We start from the raw sequence: 20,673 nt of genomic DNA on the forward strand, positions 1-20,673 counted from the left end.
GGAGCGGCGGCCGAAACGCGACCACGAGTCCGTTGCTTTGTAAACAATGAGACACAAGAACACTCAAAATAGGTAAACCACAGCAGTCGGGCGCAACGTGCTCTAGCGTCACGTCCGACACGGGGCGGTTGTGTGGCCGGGGGGCTCCAGCCGCGCCGGAAGTGAGGGGACGACCAAGTGGGGGGCCATGGGGTTGTTCGAAGCTGCCGGATCACGGGTGATCGAATCACCTGCCGGAACAGCCAAGTTGGATCGTGCGCCGGAGCGCAGCGAGAAGGGCGGACACAGGTCGACGGAACGACGTCTTGTGCAGGCGGCGTTGGCCGTGGACGCCATAGGTGCCCTGGTGCCGGTCGGTGTGCTCTGTGCCGTGACCGGGCAGCCACAGCCATGGCTCACGGCGCTGCTGGCCTGCCTGTCGTGGCTGGCCGTCGGGCTGTCGAAGAATCGTTACACCAGGGATGAGCCGGGCGGTGGCGCCGCGGTGATGCCGGTCGTGTGGGACTGGCTGACCATGCTCGGCGTGCTGGCCGTCGTCTGTGTCGGGGCGCGGGTCGAGGTGGGTCTCAAGGTCTGTGTGGTCGCCCTGCTGCCCTGCCTGGCACTGAGCGTGGCCCGGCGCAAGCTCGTGCACCGGTACCTGCTCGCCATGCGGCGTCGTGCGCAGGCGTTGCGCCGGGTGCTGGTCGTCGGGGAAGCGGGCGCCGTCGACCTGGTGCTCGCGGAGCTGGCGCACGGTACCGACCACGCATACGTCGTCGTCGGCAGCTGCATCGTCGGGGAGGGAGCCACCGAATCAGCGCTGCCCGTCCCGGCCCGGCTCGCGTCCGACGGAGAGGCACCCGAAGGGGCACTGGACGGGGAGACCGTGCTCGGGTGCGCCGCGGAACTCGATGCCGATCTCGTCTTCGTGGCGCCGGGCCGTCAGCTGTCCGCCGCGCGGGTGCGGCGGCTGGCCTGGGCGCTGCACGACGGAGGCCGGAATCTGGCCATACTTCCGGGCCTGATCGATGTGTCACAGCACCGGGTCCGGCTCGCCAAGGCGGCGGGTCTGACCGTGATGCACATAGACCCGGCGGCCCGACGGGGTCTTCCGGTGCTGCTGAAGCAGGCCACGGACCGGTTGGGGGCCCTGCTGCTGCTCGTGCTGCTCGCCCCCGTGTTCGCCGCGGTGGCCGCGGCGATAAGGCTCACCACGGCAGGGCCGGTGTTCTACTGGCAGATCCGGGTCGGCCGGGATCTGATGCCGTTCCGGATGTGGAAGTTCCGCACGATGGTCGTCACCGCCGACCGGATGCGGGCCGCGCTGGAGTCGGCGAACGAGCACGACGGGGCGATGTTCAAGATGCGGCGGGATCCCCGGGTGACACGGGTGGGCCGTCTGCTGCGGCGCTTCTCGCTGGACGAACTGCCCCAGCTCTTCAATGTCCTGGCCGGCCATATGTCGCTGGTCGGCCCGCGGCCCCCGCTTCCCGAGGAGGTCGAGCGGTACGACGGGACCGAGGTCCGCCGGTTATCCGTCAAGCCGGGGCTGACCGGCCTGTGGCAGGTCAGCGGGCGCTCCGATCTCTCCTGGGACGAGACCGTCGCACTGGACCTGAGCTATGTGGACAACTGGTCCTACGCCGGCGACCTCGGTGTGCTGATGCGGACCGTGCGTGCCGTCGTGGACGGGCGCGGTGCGTACTAGAACCATGGGGCACGGGTGTGTGTCCGGCGCGCCGCCGAAGGGCGGGCGCCGGACGCACACCAGGGGACCGGCCCGGTCACACCCGGGCCGGCTCCGCCTGCCAGGCCCGGTAGGTCCGGGCGATGCCCTCGGCCAGCGGGACGGTGGGCGACCAGCCCAGGGCGCGCATCTTGCTGATGTCGAGCAGCTTGCGCGGGGTGCCGTCGGGGCGGGACGGGTCGAAGGAGATCCGTCCTTCGTATCCCACCGCGGAGGCCACACAGGAGGCCAGGTCGGCGATGGTCAGGTCCTCGCCGCATCCGACGTTGACGGTGTCGTCGCCGTCGTAGCGGCGCAGCAGCACCTCACAGGCCGCGGCCAGGTCGTCGACGTGCAGGAACTCGCGCAGCGGGGTGCCGGTGCCCCAGAGCGTGAGCTCGGCCAGTCCCTTCTCCTTGGCCTCGTGGAAGCGGCGGATGAGCGCCGGCAGGACGTGCGAGGTCTCGAGGTCGAAGTTGTCGCCGGGCCCGTAGAGGTTCGTCGGCATGGCGGAGATGAAGGAGGCACCGTATTGCCGGCGGTAGGACTTGACCTGCACCAGGCCGGCGATCTTGGCGATCGCATACGCCTCGTTGGTGGGCTCCAACGGCCCGCTCAGCAGGGCGTCTTCGGTGATGGGCTGGGCGGCGTGCTTGGGGTAGATGCAGCTCGATCCGAGGAACAGCAGCCGGCGGACGCCGGCCTGGTGCGCGCCGGCGATGACGCTGAGCTGGATGCTCAGGTTGTCCTCCAAGAACTGCACGGGGTAGGTGCTGTTGGCCATGATTCCGCCGACTTTGGCGGCCGCCAGGACGACGGCATCGGGCCGGGCCGCGCGCAGAAATGCCGCGGTGGCGTCGGCGTCACGCAGGTCGAGTTCCGCGTGCGTACGGGTCAGCACGTCATAGCCCTGGGCGGTCAGCCGCCGGGCCACGGCGGATCCCACCAGACCTCTGTGGCCCGCGACAAAGACGCGAGCGGGTGTGGGCAGCAAGTCATCCATGGGCCGGATTGTGTCATTGAACCCGATACGTCCACCGACTATTTCAGGAAATATCTGCCGCACTTCGCTCTCGACCACCGGCCACGGAGCGGGTAGCGTCCACGCCCCGCGGTCCGCAGGCGCGTGGGAATTCCATCGATCGATCCCGATGTACATCACTTCTCGTGGGGGGAAGCCATGCCGAAAACCGCGGTCATCACCGGAATCACCGGCCAGGACGGTTCATATCTCGCCGAATTGCTGCTGAGTAAGGGCTATGAAGTGCACGGGCTGATGAGACGCTCGTCGAGCTTCAACACCGAGCGCATCGACCACATCTACCAGGACCCGCACACCCCGGACCGACGGCTGCTGCTGCACCACGTCGATCTGTCGGACGGGGTCGCGCTGGTGAATCTGCTGCGTGATGTGCAGCCCGACGAGGTCTACAACCTCGGGGCCCAGTCCCATGTCCGGGTCTCCTTCGACGCGCCCCTGTACACCGGCGATGTGACCGGGCTGGGCGCCCTACGGCTGCTGGAGGCCATCCGGGCCGGCGGGGTGCAGACCCGGCTCTACCAGGCCTCGTCCTCGGAGATGTTCGGCGCCACCCCGCCGCCGCAGAACGAGGCGACGCCCTTCCACCCGCGCAGCCCGTACGGCTGCGCCAAGGTCATGGCGTACTGGTCCACGGTCAACTACCGCGAGGCGTACGGCCTGTTCGGCGTCAACGGCATCCTCTTCAACCACGAGAGCCCGCGGCGCGGCGAAACCTTCGTCACCCGCAAGATAACCCGCGCGGTGGCCCGCATACAGGCAGGTCTCCAGGAACATCTCTACCTGGGCAACCTGGACGCCGTCCGCGACTGGGGTTACGCCCCGGAGTACGTCGAGGCCATGTGGCTGATGCTCCAGCGGGACGAGCCGGACGACTATGTGGTGGCGACCGGTGTGGCCGCGACCGTCCGCGACTTCCTGGAGGCCGCCTTCCGCACGGTGGGGCTGGACTGGGAGCGCTATGTGCGCTTCGACCCGAAGTACGAGCGCCCCTCCGAAGTGGACGCGCTCATCGGCGACGCGTCCAAGGCCAAGCGCCTGCTGGACTGGTCGGCGAAGGTGCAGTACGACGAACTCGCCCGGATCATGGTCGAGTCGGACGTACGGCAGCTGGCGGACGAACTCTCCGGCCACCGGGTGCGGGTGGACCGATGACACCTGTTGTCACCACCCGCCGGCTGCGCGGTTTCACCGGCGCCGGCTACGACAAGGGCCGGGGCCTGCTGACCCAGGCCGCCTGGTTCGCCGTGCTCAACCTGCTGTTCCTGAAGTGGTGGTTCCCGCCGCGGCTGCGGCCCCCGCTGCTGCGGGCCTTCGGCGCCCGCGTCGGCGAACGGGTGCTGATACGGCACCGGGTGCGGGTGCAGTGGCCGTGGAAGCTGACGGTCGGCGACGACGTCTGGATCGGTGAGGATTCCTGGCTGATCAACCTGGAGCCGATCAGCATCGCCAGTGATGTCTGTGTGTCGCAGGGCGCCGTGCTGTGCACCGGAAGCCATCAACGGCGCTCGCCCACCTTCGAGTTCGACAACGCACCGATCCGGCTGGAGCCGGGTTCCTGGGTGGCCGCCCGCGCCATGGTGCTGCGCGGCGTCACCGTCGGGGCGGGCGCGGTGGTCGGCGCCGGCGCGGTCGCCCACCGCGATGTGCCGGCGGGGGCCGTGCACACCACCGGGGGTGCCGTATGAGGATCACCCATGTCGTGACCCTGGTCAGCGATGACGGGGCGTACGGCGGTCCGGTGAGCGTGGCCACCGGGCAGCTGGGCGAACTGGCCTCGCGCGGCCACGAGGTGGAGCTGATCTCGCTGTGGCGGGGGCGGGGCGCGCCCCCGGGGTCCGTGGACGGCGTGCCGCTCCGCGCCCGGCCGGCCCGCACGCTGGTGCCGGGGCAGGGCTTCCTCGGCCTGTTCCACCCGGGACTGCTGCCGGTGCTCTGGCGGCGGGCGGGCCGGGCCGACGCCCTGCATCTGCACGCCGGGCGCGATCTGGTCTCGCTGGCCGCGCTCGCGGTGGCCGTGGTGCGCCGCCGCCCCTTCGTGGTGCAGACGCACGGCATGGTCCAGCCCCGCCGCTCGGCGGTGGCGCGGCTCTTCGACCGGGTCTATGTCCCGCTGCTGCGCCGGGCGGTGGCGGCGCTGGTGCTCACCGACGAGGAGGAGGCCGGGCTGCGGCAGGTGCTGGGTCCGCGCGGGCCGCGCCTGGTCCGGCTCCCCAACGGGGTCCGTGCCCGGCCCCTCGACGCGGAGCGGAGCGAGACGGATGTGCTCTTCCTCGCCCGCCTCCAGAGCCGCAAACGCCCCGAGGCCTTCGTGCGGATGGCGGCCCTGGTGCACCGCAAGCGGCCCGAGGTGTCCTTCACCCTGCACGGTTCGGACGAGGGGCGGCTCGCGGAGGTCCGGCGGCTGATCGCCGACGAGGGGCTCGGCGAGGCGGTGACGTACGGCGGGGCCCTCGATCACGACGCCGCGGTGCGACGGACCGCGCGGGCCACCGTGTACGTCCTGCCCAGCGTCGACGAGCCGTTCCCGATGAGCGTGCTGGAGTCCTTGGCGGTGGGCACGCCGGTGGTCTGCACGGACAGCTGCGGTATCGCCGCGGCTCTCCAGCGGCGCGAGGCCGCTCTGGTGACCGACGGTTCGCCGGAAGAGCTGGCGGACGCGGTGCTGCGGCTCCTGGAGGACCGCACGCTGCGGGAGCGCCTCACCGGCGCGGGCCGTGCGGCCGTCGAGGCGGAGTTCTCGCTGGCGGCCGTGACCGACCGGCTGGAGGAGTGGTACGCCTCGCTCGCCCGGCCCGGCGGCGGGTGACCCGGGGCGGCGGGTGCGGACACCGCCCCCGCCGCCCGCGGCTACCGGCTCGCGGTCGCGGTCGCGGTCCGCAGCAGAGCGGTGATCCGCTCCAGGCCGGCCCGGCTGCTCAGCCGCTGCTCGACGTACTGCGGACCGCACGCTCCCAGCCGCGACGCCCGCTCGGGGTCGTCGGCGAGCGCCCGGACCTCCGCCAGCAGCGCCTTCGGGTCCTCCGGTGCGATCACCGACCCGGCGCCCGAGCGCAGCACCTCCTGGGCGGTGCCCCCTTCGGCGGCCACCGAGGCGATCACCGGCCGGCCCGTCATGAAGTACGAGGTCAGCTTGGACGGCAGGCTCATGTCCAGCACGGAGGCCTTCTGGGTCACCGCGAGCACATCGGCGGCGGCGAGCACATCGGGGAAATCCTGGGCGTCGGCGGGCGGCAGGAAGGACAGCGCGGAGACGCCCGCGGCGAGCCCTTGCAGATGCGCGCGCTGGTTGCCGTCGCCCATCAGCACGATCCGTACGGGCGCGGCCTCCTGATCGGCGAGCCTGGCGGCCTCGACCAGGACCTCCAGTCCCTGCTTGAGCCCCATGTTGCCGGCGTGCAGCAGCACGGTCTCCTTCTCGGACCAGCCCAGGCGTGCCCGGGTCCGTTCCCGGTCGCCGCTCGGGCCCTCCACATGCGTCCAGTTGGGCACCACATGCACCCGTGCGCGCGGCACGCCCATCGCCGTGACCCGGTCCACGAACGACTCGTGCACCACCCCGACGACGGCCGCCCCGCGCAGGACCCTGGCCTCCACCGCTCCGGCCAGGGCGGCCGCCCGGCCACCGCCCTGGATGCCGCTCTGTTCGGCGGCGGCTCCCATCAGGTCCTGGACGACCACGACATGCGGCACCCCGGCCTGTCGCGCGAGGCGCCCGCCCAGCACTCCCCCGGCCAGACTGGGCATCTGGGTGAGCACCACGTCGGGGCGGATGCGCGGGGGCGACATGGCACCGTGGGCCAGGATGCTCGCCTCGAACAGCGCCCGGCGCAGGGCGGTCTGCCGCGGCGGAACGGTGTGGCGCCTGCGGTGCACCGTGACCCCGCCGCGGCGCTCGCGTATCCGCCAGCGGCCGCGATAGCCCTCCGCGACCCGCCAGGCGGGGTAGTGCGGCATACCCGCGAGGACATGGGTGTCGGCGCCGGTTGCGGCCAGGTGCTCGGCGATCTGCGTCGAGTACGGCCCTATACCGGTGTGTTCGGGTGCGTAGTTGGTCGAGACCACGAGCACACACCGGCCCGCGAACGAGTTTTCCACGACTGGTCCCCCTCTGGATGTGCGGTCATCGTAGGAGCCCGCCGGGGCCCGCGGGCTGTGATTTGGGTTGCGATTGTGTCCCGAAGGCGACCTTGTTTCCCGATGTCCCTTACATTGTGGTCGCTGGTGGGGAGTTGGGGGGAGGTGGGCGGATGCTGCACGGGAGTCGGCCGGGTGCCATGACGCCGGTACGCGGCATCGCCGCACTGTGCTGCTGGGCACTGCTGCTCGTGGTGCTGCTGCCGGTAGTGATCCTTCAGTCGCTGGACGCCCGCTTCGGTGCCGCGCTCGCCGTGCAGTGCGTGGTCGTGGTGCACACCGGTGCGGCGCTGGCCCGGGTGCTGACGGATGTCCGGGCCCGGGTGATCGCCTTCGGCTTCTGGCTCTTCTCGTACGTCTGGCTGGGGCTGGCGCCGCTGGCCATGCTCGCGACGGACGCCTATCCGCGGGGCTTCGTCGTCGACGCGAACACCGCGTTCGTGACAACGGCGGTGGTGGAGACCGGACTTCTGGCCTACAGCGCGGGCTCGGCGCTCGCGTCGTGGCGTTCGGCGCGTACGTCCACGTTCCTCGAACCGCTGCTGGCCCGGCGGCTGTCGCCGGGGCGGGTGCTGCTGTTGTGCGGGCTGGCGCTGCTGCTGGCGGTCGTGCTGATTCCCGGTCAGGGCGGGTTGTCGGCGTTCTTCCTCAGCCGGCAGGCCGCCAACGAGGCCGCGGCACAGGCGGCACCGGCCGGGTCGGCGGACCGGGCGATGGCGGCCTGGGCGCTTTCGGTACCGGCGTTCTGGGCACTGGTGGCGCTGTTGCATGTGCCGCGGTTCACCCAGGGCGACCGGACCCTGCGCGGGTTACGGTGGCTGCTGCTGCCGCTGATGATCGCGGTGAACGTCGTGGTCAACAACCCCATCAGCCAGCCGCGCTTCTGGGCCGGAACGGTTCTGCTGGCGCTGGTCTTCAGCGCGTCCTGGCTGCGCGGGCCGCGGGCCTTCCGCTTCGGCGCGGCGGGCGTGGCGGCCGTCGTGCTGGTGGTCTTCCCGTACAGCGACTACTTCCGCTACGACAAACGGGAACCCGTCCATGTCGTCTCGCTCGCCGAGCAGTTCACCTCCAACGGCGACTATGACGCGTTCCAGCAGATCCAGACGGGCGTGGACTACGCCCGCACCCATGGCTTCACCCCGACGGCCGCGCTGGGCCCCCCGCTGTTCTTCGTGCCGCGCGCCGCATGGCCCGGCAAGCCCGACGACGCGGGGATCCTCCTCGCCCGGCACGCGGGCTACACCTTCACCAATCTGTCCGCGCCGCTCTGGGTCGAGACGTATATGTGGGCCGGCTTTCCGTCGGTCATCGCCGTGTTCGGCCTGGTCGGCGCGGTGGGGCGGCGCATCGACCACCTCCGGCACCAGCTGCGGCGGCGCCGGGGCACCCTCGCGGCGCTGCTGGTACCGGCGTTCGGCTTCTACCAGCTGGTGTTGCTGCGCGGCAGTCTCATGGCCATCGTGGGCCCGCTGGCGCTGCTGGTGTGCATCCCGCTGCTGATCACTCGTAAGGCGGGACGGCGGGCCCTGCCGCCGTCCGCGGCGCAGCCCGCACACGCACCGGCGCCCCGGGCGCAGCGCGACGCCTTGTCTCTACCCACAGGAGGAGCACGTACGTGAGCGTCTTCGACGAGCCCGCGGAGGAGCCGGACCAGATCCGCGACCAGCTGCGCCAGCTCTTCCGCTATCGCGCTTTGCTGGTGCTCGGGCTGGTGCTGGGCATGCTCGGCGGCGCCGCCGTGTCGGTGCTGGGCGGCTCGACGTACACGGCGACCGGTGAGGTGGTGGTGCATGCGATCAGTACGGCACCCTTCGAGGCCGGCGGTGTCTCGGCGGACAAGCAGATCAGCATGGGCACCGAGCGGCAGATCGCGCAGAGCGCCTCGGTCGCGACCGCCGCGGCGAAATCCCTGGGGATCCGCACCGATCCGGCCGGGCTCCAGCGCGATCTGCGGGTGAGCAATCCGCCCGAGACCCAGACCCTGATGTTCGAGTACAGCGCGGACTCCGCGGACCGGGCGTCCGCGCTCGTCAACGCCTTTGTGCATGCGTACCTCGACTACCGCCAGGACGCCGCGACCCAGCGGATCGACAAGACCGTCAGCAAGCTCGGCACGGAGCTGAAGCCCCTTCAGGAACAGCGCAAGGTGCTGGACCGGCGGATCGCGGGCGCGAGCGGCGGGGCGGGGCGGGCCACCGACGAGTCCGAGCGCAGCAATCTGGTGTCGGAGATAGCGGATCTCCAGGGCCGGATATCCAGCCTCAAGTCCCTCGACACCACACCGGGCGACATCGTCCGCAAGGGCGATCCGCCGGCCTTCCCGTCGAGCCCCGGTCTCGTCATGCTGTTGCTCACCGGGGCCGTGATCGGTCTCGTCCTGGGCATTCTGGCGGCCTGGGTCCGCTCGGTGCTGGAACCGCGGGTCCGGTCGGTGGCAGATGTGCAGGACAACCTGCGGGCACCGGTGCTGGGCATCCTGCCGCGCCGGCAGGACAGTACGGAGCTGCTGGAGGTCGGCCGGAGCGGCCGCGGCAACCGTGCGGAGGCCTACCGCACGATCGCCTTCCGGCTGGTGCACGACCAGCGGTTCGCCGGGCGGGGCAGTCTGCTGATCGTCGCCCCCCGGGAGAACGCGGATGCCGTCTCGGTCGCGGTCAACCTGGCCGGTGCGTTCGCCGAGATCGGCAACGACATCCTGCTGGTCGAGGCCGATCTGCGCACTCCCCGACTGGCCCAGCGGCTGCCGCTGCACCCCGGTCACGGCCGGCCGGTGCCGGGCGGCTGGGCGGACGGCGAGCGGCGCGCCGTGGACGCGGGCGTCGACGGACGCTTCGATCTGCTGCCCGGCCGCGAGGTGCCCAACCCCGGACGCGCCCTGTCCTCACCGCAGTTCACCCGGCTGCTGAACGAGCCGTCGGGGCCGAACGAGAATGTCGTGGTGGTCACCGGGCCGCTGCTGTCGCATGCGGACGGGCTGGCCGTCGCCAAGCAGGCGGCGGGCGTCGTGGTGGTCTGCGATCTGACCGAGGTCCGGCGGGACGATCTGGACCGGGTGTGGGAGCTGATCACCGGGGCCGGCGGGCACATCCTGGGCGCCGTCCTGGACAAGGGCAGCCGCGGTCCTTCGCTGCGCCGGCTGTCGGACGGCGGACCGACCCACCGCAAGCGCGGCCGGAGCCGCCCGCACACCGCCGTGGTGGCCCCGCCTCAGCTGCCCGGCCCGCCCCCGCCCGGCTCCGGCCCCGCGGCGCCGGCCGGAGCGTCCCTCGATACCGACACCACCTCGCTGCGCAGGTGACGGCCATCCGCCCGGCCGGCCCCGGCGGCCGGCCCGCGCCGACGGCACCCGGACCGGCCGCGGCCGCCGGGCGCGGGGTCGGCACGACCGCACGCGGCAGTCTCTTCGGCCTGGCGGGCTCGGCCGCGAACGCGCTGTTCGGGTTCGTCCTCGTCGCGGTCGTCACCCATGGGCTCGGGGCCCGCGGGGCCGGTGCGGTCTTCACCGGTGTCGCGGCCTTCACCATCCTGAGCAATGCGCTGAAGCTGGGGGCCGATACCGCCCTGGTCCGCTTCGTCTCCCGGGACCTCGAACTGAGCGGCGGCGCCGGTGTACCGGGGCTGTTGCGGATCTCGGTGCTGCCGACGCTGCTGGCGAGCGCCGCCGGGGCGGCGGTGCTGCTGTTCTCCCCCGGGCTCGCCGGTCTGCTGCTGCCCGATCTGGAGCCGGGCCAAGCCGCCGCGCTGATGCGGCTGTTCGCGGTGTTCCTCCCGGTGACGACGGTGGCGCTGGTGCTGCTCGGGGCCACCCGGGGGTTCGGTTCGGTGGTGCCCTTCGTGGGCGTGGAGCAGATCGGCAAACCGGCGCTGCGGGTGCTGCTCGCCGTGCCGCTGGTGCTGCTCGCGCCGAGCGTGGCCGCGCTCTCCGCGGCCTGGCTCGTGCCGGGGCTGCTGGGGGCGGTGGCGGCGGGCATCTCGCTGCGCAGGTCCTGCCGTACGCACCCGGGCACCGGCCGGCCGCCTCCGCAGGCACGGGAGTTCTGGGCCTTCGCCGGTCCGCGGGCGGTCTCCTCGGTCTTCGACATCACCGCGGTGTGGATCGGTGTGATCCTGCTGTCGGTGCTGGGCACCGCCACCGAGGCCGGTGTCTACACCGCGATCGGCCGTCTGGTCACCGCAGGGAGTCTGCTCCAACTGGCGATCCGGCTGGCGGTCGCTCCCCAGATCAGCCGTCTTGTCGCGGGCGGCGACACACCCGGGGCCCATCATCTGCACCGGCTGTCGACACGCTGGATCGCGCTCTTCTCCTGGCCGGTGTTCCTGGTCCTCGCCGCCTACCCGCGCACCGTGCTGTCGCTCTTCGGGCCCGGCTTCTCCGGAGGTGCGCCGAGCCTGGTGGTGCTGGCGGCGGCCTGCCTGGTCAACGTCGGTGTGGGCAACGCGCAGACGGTCATCCTCATGGCGGGACGGAGTGTCTGGAATCTGGCTGTTGCCGGCGCCGCGTTCGTGGTCCAACTCGGCAGCGCGGTATGGCTGGTGCCGCGGTACGGGGTGCTGGGGGCCGCGGTTTCCTGGGGCCTGGCGATCGTGGTGGACAACGGCGCCTCGGCGCTGCTGGCCCGCTACCGGCTGGGCTTCGGCACCGTCGACCGGGGTTATGTGTACGCCGCGCTAGTCGGCGTCGTGGCGGTGGCGCTCCCGGTGTTCGCCATGCGGACATTTCTCGGGGACAACGTTCCTGGTGCGTTCTTGGGAATTGTTTTGTCCATTGGGGCTTTCGGGGCCGCCGTCTGGCGCTATCGTTTGCCGCTGGGGGTAGGGGAGTTTTTCGGGGCGCTACGCAAGCGTGGTTCGGAAAACTCGCGATGAACACTGGGCTCATTTCCGCACAGAACTCGTCTCGTTCCGGCTTCCTATCCTGACAATTCCCATCGCGCCATGCTTCCAGGGGGGACCTGTGCGCCAAAGAAGCAGACCCGTCCATCTCTTGCTCGCGGCCGCGGTACTGGGTACCGCAGCAACGGCTCTTTCCGCCGGTCCCGCTCAGGCCACCGGCGAAACCACACTGACCGCCGATCCGCTGAGCACCTGGCAGACCGACGGCATCGTGTGGGCCATGGCCTACGCCAAGGGCATCGTGTACGTAGGAGGCACGTTCAGCCACATCCGGCCGCCGGGCGCCGCCCCGGGCACCGGTGAGGTCGCCCGCACGAATTTCGCCGCCTTCGACGCCAAGACCGGTGAACCGCTGCCGTGCGCCCCGGCGTTCACCGGCGGCACGGGCACCATCCGGGCCATGAAGGCCTCGCCCGACGGCTCGATGATCTACATCGGGGGCTCGTTCGGGAAGGCCGGCAGCGTGGGGCGGTCCAACACGGCCGCCCTCGACACCTCCGACTGCACGATCGGTGCGGACTGGAAGCCGACGGTCAGCTCGACCGTACGGGCCATCGACGTCACCGACGACGCCGTCTACCTCGGCGGTGGGTTCGCCACCGTCCAGGGGCAGACCCGCGAGCGGATCGCCGCACTGCGGCCCGACAGCACCCTGCTGCCGTTCAAGGCGACGATCCGTGGCTCCTCGATCGGCAACGACCCCACACCGGGGGTCAACGCCATCACGGTCGCGCCCCAGCTCAACAAGGTCATCATCGGCGGCCGGTTCACCTCGGTGAACGGGAGCCTGTTCGGCGTGCACGCGCTGGCCGGGCTGGACGCGACCACCGGCAAGGTCGTCAACTCCTTCACCGGCTGGATCCCCAACCGGTCGGCCGTCAAGACGCTCGTCAACGACGGCACCAACTTCTACCTGGGCGCCGAGGGCACCGGCGGCGGGGTCTTCGACGGCCGGGCGGCCGGACGGCTGTCCGACGGCGCACAGCTGTGGAAGGACACCTGCCTGGGCGCCACCCAGGCGGTGCTGCCGTACAAGGGCGTGCTCTACAGCGGTTCGCACGCCCACGACTGCTCCAACACCCCGGGCGGCTTCACGGACATCAACAACCGCCAGCACTTCCTGGCGCAGTCGATCTCCGACAAGACCATCCTGCCGTGGTTCCCGGACACCAACGACGGGATCGGCGAGCAGATCGGCCCGCGGGCGCTGACCGCGGCGGACGGCATCCTGTGGGCGGGCGGCGAGTTCACCACCGTCAACGACGCACCGCAGCAGAGCCTCACCCGGTTCGCGGCGGGTCCGGACACCGGGGCGCCGCAGGTGCCGCTGCTCAGCGGCGCGAGCAGGTCCCGGGGCAAGATCACGCTGAACTGGAAGGCCTCGTGGGACCGGGACGACGGCGTCCTGACCTACAAGATCTACCGCGACGGCACCTATCTGACCTCGCTCGACCAGGACTCGCGCTACTGGAACCGGCCCGACATGAGCTTCACGGACACCGTGGAGCCCGGGTCCCAGCACCGTTACTCGATCGAGGTCACCGACGGCACGAATGTCTCGGGTCGCAACGGCCCGGTCTATGTGACCGCCAGAAACTGACCGCACGGCGAGTGGGGGGTAAATGACACAGACACACCGAGTAGGTTATGCGCCCGGGGTCTACGACCTTTTCCACGTCGGGCACCTGAACATTCTCCGGCACGCCAAGAGCCAGTGCGACTATCTGGTGGCGGGTGTGGTGTCGGACGAAATGGCCACGCAGGCCAAGGGAAAGGCACCGGTTATTCCGCTCACCGAGCGGCTGGAGATCGTACGCAGTGTCCGTTTCGTGGACGCGGCGTTCGTCGAGACGGTGCCCGACAAACTGGAGACCTGGCAGCAGGTGCGGTTCGACGTCATCTTCAAGGGCGACGACTGGCGGGGAACGAGCAAGGGCGACAAGCTCGAACGGGATTTCGCGACGGTCGGGGTCGATGTGATCTATTTCCCCTACACCGTGCACACCTCCAGCTCCTTGTTGCGCAAGGTGCTCGACGGGCTCGCGAATTCGGCGTGACCCGTTGCGGCGGCCCGACGCCCTGTCCAGGCCGCTCGCCCTGGTGAATTGTCCGTCCCCGGCCCGTCAGCGGCCGGGGGCGGACAATTCGCGGTACCACTTGACCAGGAAGGCCACCATGAAGAGGACATGGGCGGCGAACAGGGCGCAGTACAGCACCATGAACACCTCCCGGCTGCCGAACAACAGGAATATCGCGCAGAACACCCCGTAGTCGACGGGAAGCAGAGCGACGGAGCGCAGCGTGGATGCCGGTGCCGCGGGCGCGGGGCCGGCGCCGCTCTTGAGCCGGTCGGCGCGTTTGAGTTGTTCGGTGAGGATGCCGCCGAAGAAGACCATCACCGCGGCGAACTGGAACGCGACGGGAATCAGCAGATAGCGAGGGTCGGAGAAACCGAAGTGGCGGTAGAACGAGAGAAGCACGGCCATGTGGAGGGCCAGCATCTTCGCGCAGTCGACCACATGGTCCAGCCACTCCCCCGCTGCGCTGCCGTTTCCGGTCAGCCGGGCGAGCTGTCCGTCGGCGGAGTCGAGGGCGAAGCCGAGTACCAGGGCCGCGAATATCCCGGCCGCCACAGCGGGCGAGGGGCGCAGCGTCGCAATCATGACCACGCCGGCGAAGGTGAACACCGCACTGATCATGGTGACTTGATTGGGTGTCAGTTTCAGGGTGTAGCCCGCGGCGGCCAACACCCGTCCGGCCGGCCGGTTCACATAACGCGAGTAGAGGGACACCCCCTTCGCTGATTTCTGGGCCGCCGACAGCTGTCCGATCGCATACCCGAACTGGCTCATGTCCCCCACCTGATGAATGGACCCCCCGAAGGAGCAACATCATGGCAGGCAGAACCTCCCCGTCAACCGGTGCCGCCACCCGCCGGACGATGCTGGCGGGCACCGCCGCCGCGCTGGCCGCCGCCCTCACCGGGTGCGACTCCCAGCCGTCCGCTGCCTCCCGGCAGTCCTCCGACGACGCCAAGGCCCCCGTGGTCACCGGCCACAAGCCCAAGGGCAAGGACGTCATCGACGTGGTGGCGGACTTCGGCGCCAAGGGCGACGGACGCACCGACGACAGCCGGGCGTTCGCCCGCGCCTACTCCTACGCGGCCGGCCGGGTGTGGGACCACGTCGGCCGGACCGTGATCGACATACCGGCCGGCACGTACCTCATCCGTGCACCCAACGCGCTGCTCAACGCCCAGGGAGGAAAGCTCAAGGCCAACGGCTTACGGTTCCGCGGCGCCGGCAAGCGCATGACCCAGCTGCTCTTCGCCCCGCACCAGGCCGAGAACGCCTACCTGTGCCGCAACGAGGACAGCTGGGCCAATGTGATGTTCGAGCAGATCGGCTTCGCCGCCGCCACCCCCGGCGCCTCGTTCTTCTACTCCTACTCGACCGGCCAGGCACAGGACTACCGCTTCACCGAATGCGAGTGGACCGGCGAGTGGACCTACGGGGTCGCTCTCGACGGCAGCAACACCAACTCGGAGATGCGCTGGGACGCCTGCCGGGTGGGCGGCGCCTACCGCAAGGCGTTCCTGTACTCCGGCCTGTCCCAGAAGTCGCTGAGCCGCACGCAACAGGACCAGTTCCTCAACTACTGGTTCAACGACATGAAGGTCGAGTACGCCTGGGGCAACTTCCTGGAGTTCCCCTACGGGGGTTCCATCACCTGCCGCGGTGGTTCCTACATCGTCACCGGGCGCCGCCCCGAGGGCTCCGACGACTACGGGCGCACCAGCACCTTCTTCCGCTTTCCGCGGGGTCCGCACCACGACTCCGTGCAGCACTTCCACGCCGAGGACATCCGCTTCGAGGTGCGCGACCCGGACACCGTCGTGATCGACTGCGCCTGGGACAGCGGCACGGTGCACTTCAACGACTGCGACGACACCGCGAACGCGTTCAAATCCTTCGCGGAGGAGAGCAGCCCGCACCGCTACCGCGTCGGAGCCCAGGGCCCGCTCGTGCGCTACGACTCGTGCCAGCTGTCCGGGCAGCACGCGTACGAGCCGGACGGGGGGTCCGGTCCCCGGGCCCGCTACGACATGTGCCGCCTGCGCAACCACTCCCCGCAGGACTTCATCAAGGGCGCGGGCGACCGGGTGCGGTTCGTCGACTGCCTGGGGGCCTGAGCGGGCCGCGGGCGGGCGGGAACCGGAGGCGGGGGGCGACGCCGCCCGCTGCCGCACGGTGATCAACGGCACACATACTGGCCAGTAGCTTTCTCGCCGTGCGGGCCTAGAGTGAGGCGCGAATGGCGCCGCCGGGCACCCGGCGGCAGACCGCCCTCCGAGCCGACCAGGGAGACTGCATGCGCTCTCCGAAGGACTTCTTCCGCCCGCTGGCCGTCGGGGCGCCGACTCCGGTACGCGAGGTACCGTTCCGGCCGTCCCGGATGATCCACTTCTTCGACCCGGGCAACGAGAAGATGGCCGCGAAGGTCCCGTCCATCGCGCCCACCGTGGACGTGCTGCTCGGCAACCTGGAGGACGCGGTCGCCGCCGACCGCAAGGAAGCGGCCAGGTCGGGCCTGGTGAAGATCGCCAAGGCCACGGACTTCGGCGACACGCAGTTGTGGACCCGGGTCAACAGCCTCGACTCCCCCTGGGCGTTGGACGACCTGGTGACCCTCGTCGGCGAGATCGGCGACAAACTGGACGTCATCATGGTGCCCAAGGTCGAGGGCGCCGAGGACATCCACTACGTCGACCGGCTGCTGGCCCAGCTGGAGGCGAAGGCGCAGGTCCAGCGGCCGATCCTGGTGCACGCCATCCTGGAGACCGCCACCGGCGTCGCCAACGTCGAGGAGATCGCCGGCGCCAGCCCCCGGATGCAGGGCATCTCGCTCGGCCCCGCCGACCTCGCCGCCAGCCGCCGGATGAAGACCACCCGGGTGGGCGGGGGCCACCCCGGATACCTGGTCCGGGAGGACCCGCACGGCGCGGACGGTGCCGCGCCGCGGGCCACCTTCCAGCAGGACCTGTGGCACTACACCCTCGCGCGCATGGTCGACGCCTGTGCGGCGCACGGCATCCTGCCGTACTACGGGCCGTTCGGTGACATCAAGGACACCACCGCCTGCGAGGACCAGTTCCGCAACGCCTTCCTGCTCGGCTGCGTCGGCGCCTGGAGCCTGCACCCGGTGCAGATCGCCATCGCCAAGAAGGTCTTCTCGCCCGCTCCCGCCGATGTCGCCTGGGCCCGCCGGGTCATCGAGGCGATGGGCGACGGCACCGGCGCGGTGATGATCGACGGCAAGATGCAGGACGACGCCACCTACAAGCAGTGCCAGGTGGTCGCCGAACTCGCCGCCGCCCTCGCCACCCGCGACCCCGAGCTGCGCGACGCCTACGCCGCGGCCGAAAAGGAGTAAGTACCGTGTCCGACGCGATCCTGCGGCCGCGCCGCTCCGTGCTCTACATGCCCGGCGCCAACGAACGCGCCCTGGAGAAGGCCAAGTCCCTGCCCGCCGACGCGCTCATCCTCGACCTGGAGGACGCCGTCGCCCCCGAGGCCAAGGCCGAGGCCCGTATGCGGGTCGCGGCGGCCGCGGCCTCGGGCGAGTACGGCTACCGCGAGGTGACGATCCGGGTCAACGGACCGGGCACCGAGTGGCACGCCGACGACCTCCGGGCCGCCGCCGAGGCCGGTCCGGACGCCGTGGTGGTGCCCAAGGTGGACTCCGCCCAGACCGTACGGGACGTCGAGCGAGCCCTGGAGGCCGCCGGCGCTCCGGACCATACGGCCGTGTGGGCCATGGTCGAGACGCCGCGCGCGATGCTGGACGCCCGCGCGGTGGCCGCGGCCGGCGAGCGGCTCACGGTGCTGGTGATGGGCACCAACGACCTGGCGAAGGAGCTGCACGCCGAGCACGTCCCCGGCCGGGCCCCGCTGCTGACCGGGCTGTCGCTGGCGCTGCTGGCGGCCCGTGAGTCCGGCAAGGTGATCCTGGACGGTGTCTACAACGACGTGAAGAACCCCGAGGGGTTCGAGGCCGAGTGCGTCCAGGGGCGGCAGTTCGGTTTCGACGGGAAGACGCTCATCCATCCGTCGCAGGTCGAACCCTGCAACCGGGTGTTCGCCCCGTCGACGGAACAGATCGCCCGCTCGCGGAAGATCATCGACGCCTTCGACGAGGCCACCCGAGAGGGACGCGGCGTCGTCACCGTCGACGGCAGGCTGATCGAGAACCTTCATGTCGAGGACGCCCGCAGGATCCTCGCCCTCGCCGAAGCGCTCGCCGGGCGCGCATAGGGGTGTGCCGCCGACGGCCGTCCCGGTGAATCCCATGATCGGACAGGGTGAATACGCAGGACGGGCCGTTGCTCCTGCTTGGTGGATGCGGGCATCCGGGATAGCAACATCCCGGGGACCAACCATGAGGTGCAGGAGCACACTGTGAAGAACATGGCACGCATCAACTTCGTGATTACAGGGGCTTGCGGTCTGCTCCTGGCCGCCGGAGGGGTCGCGCCCGCCCAGGCATGGGCCGGTTCGTCCGGCGGGGACAGGATCACGAACAGCGACACCGTCCAGAGGGTCAACGCCTCGTTCCGCTGCGGACCGCGAGCCAGATTCTGCGTCAACGGGCCGCTGCGAAGCGGAAACCCCAGGGGAGGGGACGTTCGCATCTCCGGCGGCAGCATCAACAACAGCGGCAGCCCGACCAACACCATCGGAAACACCAACTCGAAGGACGAGACAACCGGCCCGACGACGAAGAGCAGCAATAACGCGCAGGCCCTCGGCGGCGGCAACACGCAGAAGGCTTCGTGACCGCACGCTGATCCGAAAGAACGGCCCCCGGCTTCCGGGGGCCGTTCTTTCGGTTGCGGGGCCGGAAACGGGCGATCGCCCGGCGGTTTCGCCGGGCGATCATATGACGGTGCGCGAGCTCGACGTCTCCGTCAAGCGCCGTATCCGGATCAGTGGAAGAGCAGTCCGAGGACGCTCTGCACGTTGTTGTCGCTGCCCGTCGAAGCGCCCGAGACGGAGTCGGCGCTGTTGGTGGACCCGTTGGTGTTGGCGAGATTACCGCTGTTGTTCGGGTTCCCGTGGTTGACGAAGTTACCGCTGTGCAGGCTGTTGCCGCTGTTTACCGGCCCGTTGATGCAGCCGTGGCCCGACAGGAGCACCGGCGACTTGTAGTGGATATGGCCGAGGCGGTTGTTGCAGATCACCCCTTGGACCGTGCCGGTCACGGTGCCGATATCGGCGTCCGTCACTGCCGACAGCAGGGAGTCCGGAATGGTCACCGCCTGAGCGGCCCCGCTGCCGAGCAGCACCAGGCCGCACGCCCCGACGATGGTTCCCGCCCGCATAGTTCTTCTCACGACGCTCCTCGCCTCTTCATCCTGCTGATGCCACACGTATCGTGCTGCCGTTGTCGGCCCGCACCACCGTTCAACCCGCGGGGAGCAAAACGCCCGCCGGCCACAATCAGCCGGGTGGCCCAACAATCAGTTTTTCGCCGCCCCGGGGAACAGGGGCCCGGCGTGCCACCCCTCAAGTGGCGCTGTGCGGATGGCAGGCCGTGGCCGAGCGCGGCGGCCAGGTCTGGGGGTCGAGGATGCCCAGGACATAGGCGCGGGCGACGAGGGCGGGTCTGGTGGGGGCGTCGAGGAGGTCGCGCAGGCGGCTGAGGTGGTAGTCGACGGTCTGCCGGGAGAGGTGCAGGGAGGTGGCGATCTCGGCGTTGCTGCGGCCGGCGGCCAGCAGGGACAGGATGCGGACCTGACTGGCCGTCAGCTGAGGATGCGCGTCATGGGCGAGTCCCTGATGGGTGACGACCGCCCAGACGCTCGTGGCGCGGGCCGCGCTCCGGCCGACCGTCGTGAGATGCAGCCGGGCGCGGCGCTGCCGGCCTCGGCCGTCCAGGAGCACGGCGGAGGTCTGGATCCGCCGGCTGCGGCGCGCTATCAGATCGTGCCAGCCGCGGCGCAGTCCCGGTAATTCCGAGGCGGGCGCCAGCACGGTGTGCGCGCGGCGGCCGACGAGGTCCGACAGGCGGGTTTGCAACAGCTCGGCGGCCGCCGCGCTCGCCTGCTGGATCCGTCCGCCCGCGGAGATCAGCGCGCACGCCAGGCCGCTGTGATCGCGCAGCGCATGCAGACTCTCCTCGGCCTCCCGGCGTTGGCGCAGGGCGCGGGTGTAGTCGCTGATGTCGACGTAGATGCCCGCGACGCAGGTCTGACCCGCCTCCCTGACGGGGAAGCGATGGCCGGCCGCCTGCCCGCTGCTGCCGTCGGCGCGGTGATAGGTGAGGGTGTGCCGCACGGGCTTGCCACGGGCCAGAACCTCCCGGTCCAGGGCGAGGACCTGCGCGGCGTCGGCCGGGCCGTCGACGTGCGCGACGCACTCGCCGATGATGTGCTCCGGCGTGGTCCCGTACAGATGGGCGTAGGCGTGGTTCGCCCAGAGGTAACGCCCGTCCGCGTCCCGGATGAAGGCCGCGGCGGGGGCGAGGTCCGCGAAGGCGTCGTAGCGGCGGGCACCGGCCGCGCGGGTGCCGACCTCCACCGCCAGGCCACGGGAGCGGCCCTGCCGGGGCACGCCGAGAGCCCAGTTCACATCGAAGACACGACCGTCGAACTGTGCCTGCCAATGGCTGGTTTCGGGCGCTGCGGCGGGCTCGGGGAGCTCTTGGCGCACGGTGTCGAGGAACCGCTGCGCCGTCATCGTGTCATCGAAGGCTCCTCCCCCACTGTCGATCACGCGCAGCTCACGGTCGGCCTCCCACCAGGACACCGGGAGGTGTTCGAGCAGCGACTTCAGACTGGTCTCGTCCACGACGGGCCCCTTTTGTGGTGAAGAGTTCAACGGGTTTGAACGGCGCG

The 20,673-nt window shown here is 70.5% G+C and carries 18 protein-coding genes; 13 read left to right on the forward strand and 5 right to left on the reverse strand.

From position 1 onward, the window contains the following. The first annotated feature begins 187 nt into the window (after positions 1-187). Positions 188-1,690, forward strand: a complete 1,503-nt coding sequence (locus M8I34_RS04730) for a sugar transferase (RefSeq protein WP_374210853.1) — start codon at positions 188-190, stop codon at positions 1,688-1,690. A gap of 76 nt (positions 1,691-1,766) precedes the next feature. On the opposite strand, the gene M8I34_RS04735 is transcribed toward M8I34_RS04730, so the two are convergent. Continuing rightward, positions 1,767-2,711, reverse strand: coding sequence for a GDP-L-fucose synthase (locus M8I34_RS04735; RefSeq protein ID WP_250048034.1), 945 nt, complete (start codon positions 2,709-2,711; stop codon positions 1,767-1,769). A 177-nt stretch (positions 2,712-2,888) separates the two neighbouring features. Between M8I34_RS04735 and gmd the strand changes: the two genes are divergently transcribed. From gmd to M8I34_RS04750, 3 genes are read left to right on the forward strand one after another with little or no spacing between them, the layout of a single operon-like run. Continuing rightward, positions 2,889-3,902, forward strand: coding sequence for a GDP-mannose 4,6-dehydratase (gmd, locus tag M8I34_RS04740; RefSeq protein ID WP_250048035.1), 1,014 nt, complete (start codon positions 2,889-2,891; stop codon positions 3,900-3,902). Continuing rightward, the gene (locus tag M8I34_RS04745) at positions 3,899-4,435 is read left to right on the forward strand and encodes a putative colanic acid biosynthesis acetyltransferase (RefSeq protein ID WP_250048036.1); all 537 of its coding nucleotides are present in this window, start codon (positions 3,899-3,901) and stop codon (positions 4,433-4,435) included. Before gmd ends, M8I34_RS04745 begins: the two co-directional genes overlap by 4 nt. After that, positions 4,432-5,556 carry a glycosyltransferase gene (locus M8I34_RS04750; RefSeq protein WP_250048037.1) on the forward strand — a complete coding sequence of 375 codons (1,125 nt, stop codon included), beginning with the start codon at positions 4,432-4,434 and terminating at the stop codon, positions 5,554-5,556. The genes M8I34_RS04745 and M8I34_RS04750 overlap by 4 nt, the downstream gene beginning before the upstream one ends. A gap of 41 nt (positions 5,557-5,597) precedes the next feature. Here the strand turns inward: M8I34_RS04750 and M8I34_RS04755 are convergent, their stop codons facing one another. Then, positions 5,598-6,812, reverse strand: coding sequence for a glycosyltransferase (locus M8I34_RS04755; RefSeq protein WP_250048158.1), 1,215 nt, complete (start codon positions 6,810-6,812; stop codon positions 5,598-5,600). A 185-nt stretch (positions 6,813-6,997) separates the two neighbouring features. Between M8I34_RS04755 and M8I34_RS04760 the strand changes: the two genes are divergently transcribed. From M8I34_RS04760 to M8I34_RS04780, 5 genes are all read left to right on the forward strand, one after another. Further along, on the forward strand, positions 6,998-8,503 hold the full coding sequence (locus M8I34_RS04760) for a hypothetical protein (RefSeq protein WP_250048038.1): 1,506 nt from the start codon (positions 6,998-7,000) through the stop codon (positions 8,501-8,503). Then, complete coding sequence (locus tag M8I34_RS04765) at positions 8,500-10,182, forward strand: polysaccharide biosynthesis tyrosine autokinase (RefSeq protein WP_250048039.1); 1,683 nt, start codon at positions 8,500-8,502, stop codon at positions 10,180-10,182. Before M8I34_RS04760 ends, M8I34_RS04765 begins: the two co-directional genes overlap by 4 nt. After that, the gene (locus M8I34_RS04770) at positions 10,179-11,750 is read left to right on the forward strand and encodes an oligosaccharide flippase family protein (RefSeq protein ID WP_250048040.1); all 1,572 of its coding nucleotides are present in this window, start codon (positions 10,179-10,181) and stop codon (positions 11,748-11,750) included. Before M8I34_RS04765 ends, M8I34_RS04770 begins: the two co-directional genes overlap by 4 nt. 88 nt (positions 11,751-11,838) lie before the next feature. After that, the gene (locus M8I34_RS04775; protein ID WP_250048041.1) at positions 11,839-13,377 is read left to right on the forward strand and encodes a fibronectin type III domain-containing protein; all 1,539 of its coding nucleotides are present in this window, start codon (positions 11,839-11,841) and stop codon (positions 13,375-13,377) included. Between the two features lie 22 nt (positions 13,378-13,399). Beyond that, on the forward strand, positions 13,400-13,834 hold the full coding sequence (locus M8I34_RS04780) for an adenylyltransferase/cytidyltransferase family protein (RefSeq protein ID WP_030079248.1): 435 nt from the start codon (positions 13,400-13,402) through the stop codon (positions 13,832-13,834). Between the two features lie 66 nt (positions 13,835-13,900). On the opposite strand, the gene M8I34_RS04785 is transcribed toward M8I34_RS04780, so the two are convergent. Beyond that, entirely contained in the window at positions 13,901-14,629 is a 729-nt protein-coding gene (locus M8I34_RS04785) for a CDP-alcohol phosphatidyltransferase family protein (RefSeq protein ID WP_250048042.1), read from the reverse strand. A gap of 41 nt (positions 14,630-14,670) precedes the next feature. On the opposite strand from M8I34_RS04785, the gene M8I34_RS04790 reads away from it, so the two are divergent. From M8I34_RS04790 to M8I34_RS04805, 4 genes are all read left to right on the forward strand, one after another. Continuing rightward, on the forward strand, positions 14,671-15,969 hold the full coding sequence (locus M8I34_RS04790; RefSeq protein ID WP_284049946.1) for a glycosyl hydrolase family 28-related protein: 1,299 nt from the start codon (positions 14,671-14,673) through the stop codon (positions 15,967-15,969). Positions 15,970-16,148: 179 nt separating this feature from the next. After that, the gene (locus M8I34_RS04795; RefSeq protein ID WP_250048043.1) at positions 16,149-17,210 is read left to right on the forward strand and encodes a CoA ester lyase; all 1,062 of its coding nucleotides are present in this window, start codon (positions 16,149-16,151) and stop codon (positions 17,208-17,210) included. A 5-nt stretch (positions 17,211-17,215) separates the two neighbouring features. Then, entirely contained in the window at positions 17,216-18,091 is an 876-nt protein-coding gene (locus M8I34_RS04800; RefSeq protein ID WP_267959177.1) for a CoA ester lyase, read from the forward strand. A gap of 153 nt (positions 18,092-18,244) precedes the next feature. Beyond that, positions 18,245-18,613 carry a hypothetical protein gene (locus tag M8I34_RS04805; protein WP_250048160.1) on the forward strand — a complete coding sequence of 123 codons (369 nt, stop codon included), beginning with the start codon at positions 18,245-18,247 and terminating at the stop codon, positions 18,611-18,613. A gap of 149 nt (positions 18,614-18,762) precedes the next feature. Here M8I34_RS04805 and M8I34_RS04810 read toward each other — a convergent pair whose 3' ends face one another. Both M8I34_RS04810 and M8I34_RS04815 read right to left on the reverse strand, forming a co-directional pair. Continuing rightward, positions 18,763-19,158: a hypothetical protein gene (locus M8I34_RS04810; RefSeq protein WP_250048161.1), complete on the reverse strand. Its 396-nt coding sequence runs from the start codon at positions 19,156-19,158 to the stop codon at positions 18,763-18,765. A gap of 184 nt (positions 19,159-19,342) precedes the next feature. Next, positions 19,343-20,626: a helix-turn-helix transcriptional regulator gene (locus M8I34_RS04815; RefSeq protein ID WP_030982637.1), complete on the reverse strand. Its 1,284-nt coding sequence runs from the start codon at positions 20,624-20,626 to the stop codon at positions 19,343-19,345. Positions 20,627-20,673: the final 47 nt, after the last annotated feature.

The organism is Streptomyces sp. MCA2, from assembly GCF_023544705.1.
GTDB classification, from domain to species: Bacteria; Actinomycetota; Actinomycetes; order Streptomycetales; family Streptomycetaceae; genus Streptomyces; species Streptomyces decoyicus.

Bases quoted from the DNA above. Each gene is read 5' to 3' on its own strand.
- M8I34_RS04730 (WP_374210853.1), top strand. From the start codon at position 188: ATGGGGTTGTTCGAAGCTGCCGGATCACGGGTGATCGAATCACCTGCC.
- M8I34_RS04750 (WP_250048037.1), top strand. From the start codon at position 4,432: ATGAGGATCACCCATGTCGTGACCCTGGTCAGCGATGACGGGGCGTAC.
- M8I34_RS04785 (WP_250048042.1), bottom strand. From the start codon at position 14,629: ATGAGCCAGTTCGGGTATGCGATCGGACAGCTGTCGGCGGCCCAGAAA.
- M8I34_RS04735 (WP_250048034.1), bottom strand. From the start codon at position 2,711: ATGGATGACTTGCTGCCCACACCCGCTCGCGTCTTTGTCGCGGGCCAC.
- M8I34_RS04810 (WP_250048161.1), bottom strand. From the start codon at position 19,158: ATGCGGGCGGGAACCATCGTCGGGGCGTGCGGCCTGGTGCTGCTCGGC.
- M8I34_RS04745 (WP_250048036.1), top strand. From the start codon at position 3,899: ATGACACCTGTTGTCACCACCCGCCGGCTGCGCGGTTTCACCGGCGCC.
- M8I34_RS04790 (WP_284049946.1), top strand. From the start codon at position 14,671: ATGGCAGGCAGAACCTCCCCGTCAACCGGTGCCGCCACCCGCCGGACG.
- M8I34_RS04795 (WP_250048043.1), top strand. From the start codon at position 16,149: ATGCGCTCTCCGAAGGACTTCTTCCGCCCGCTGGCCGTCGGGGCGCCG.
- M8I34_RS04760 (WP_250048038.1), top strand. From the start codon at position 6,998: ATGCTGCACGGGAGTCGGCCGGGTGCCATGACGCCGGTACGCGGCATC.
- gmd (WP_250048035.1), top strand. From the start codon at position 2,889: ATGCCGAAAACCGCGGTCATCACCGGAATCACCGGCCAGGACGGTTCA.
- M8I34_RS04780 (WP_030079248.1), top strand. From the start codon at position 13,400: ATGACACAGACACACCGAGTAGGTTATGCGCCCGGGGTCTACGACCTT.
- M8I34_RS04805 (WP_250048160.1), top strand. From the start codon at position 18,245: ATGGCACGCATCAACTTCGTGATTACAGGGGCTTGCGGTCTGCTCCTG.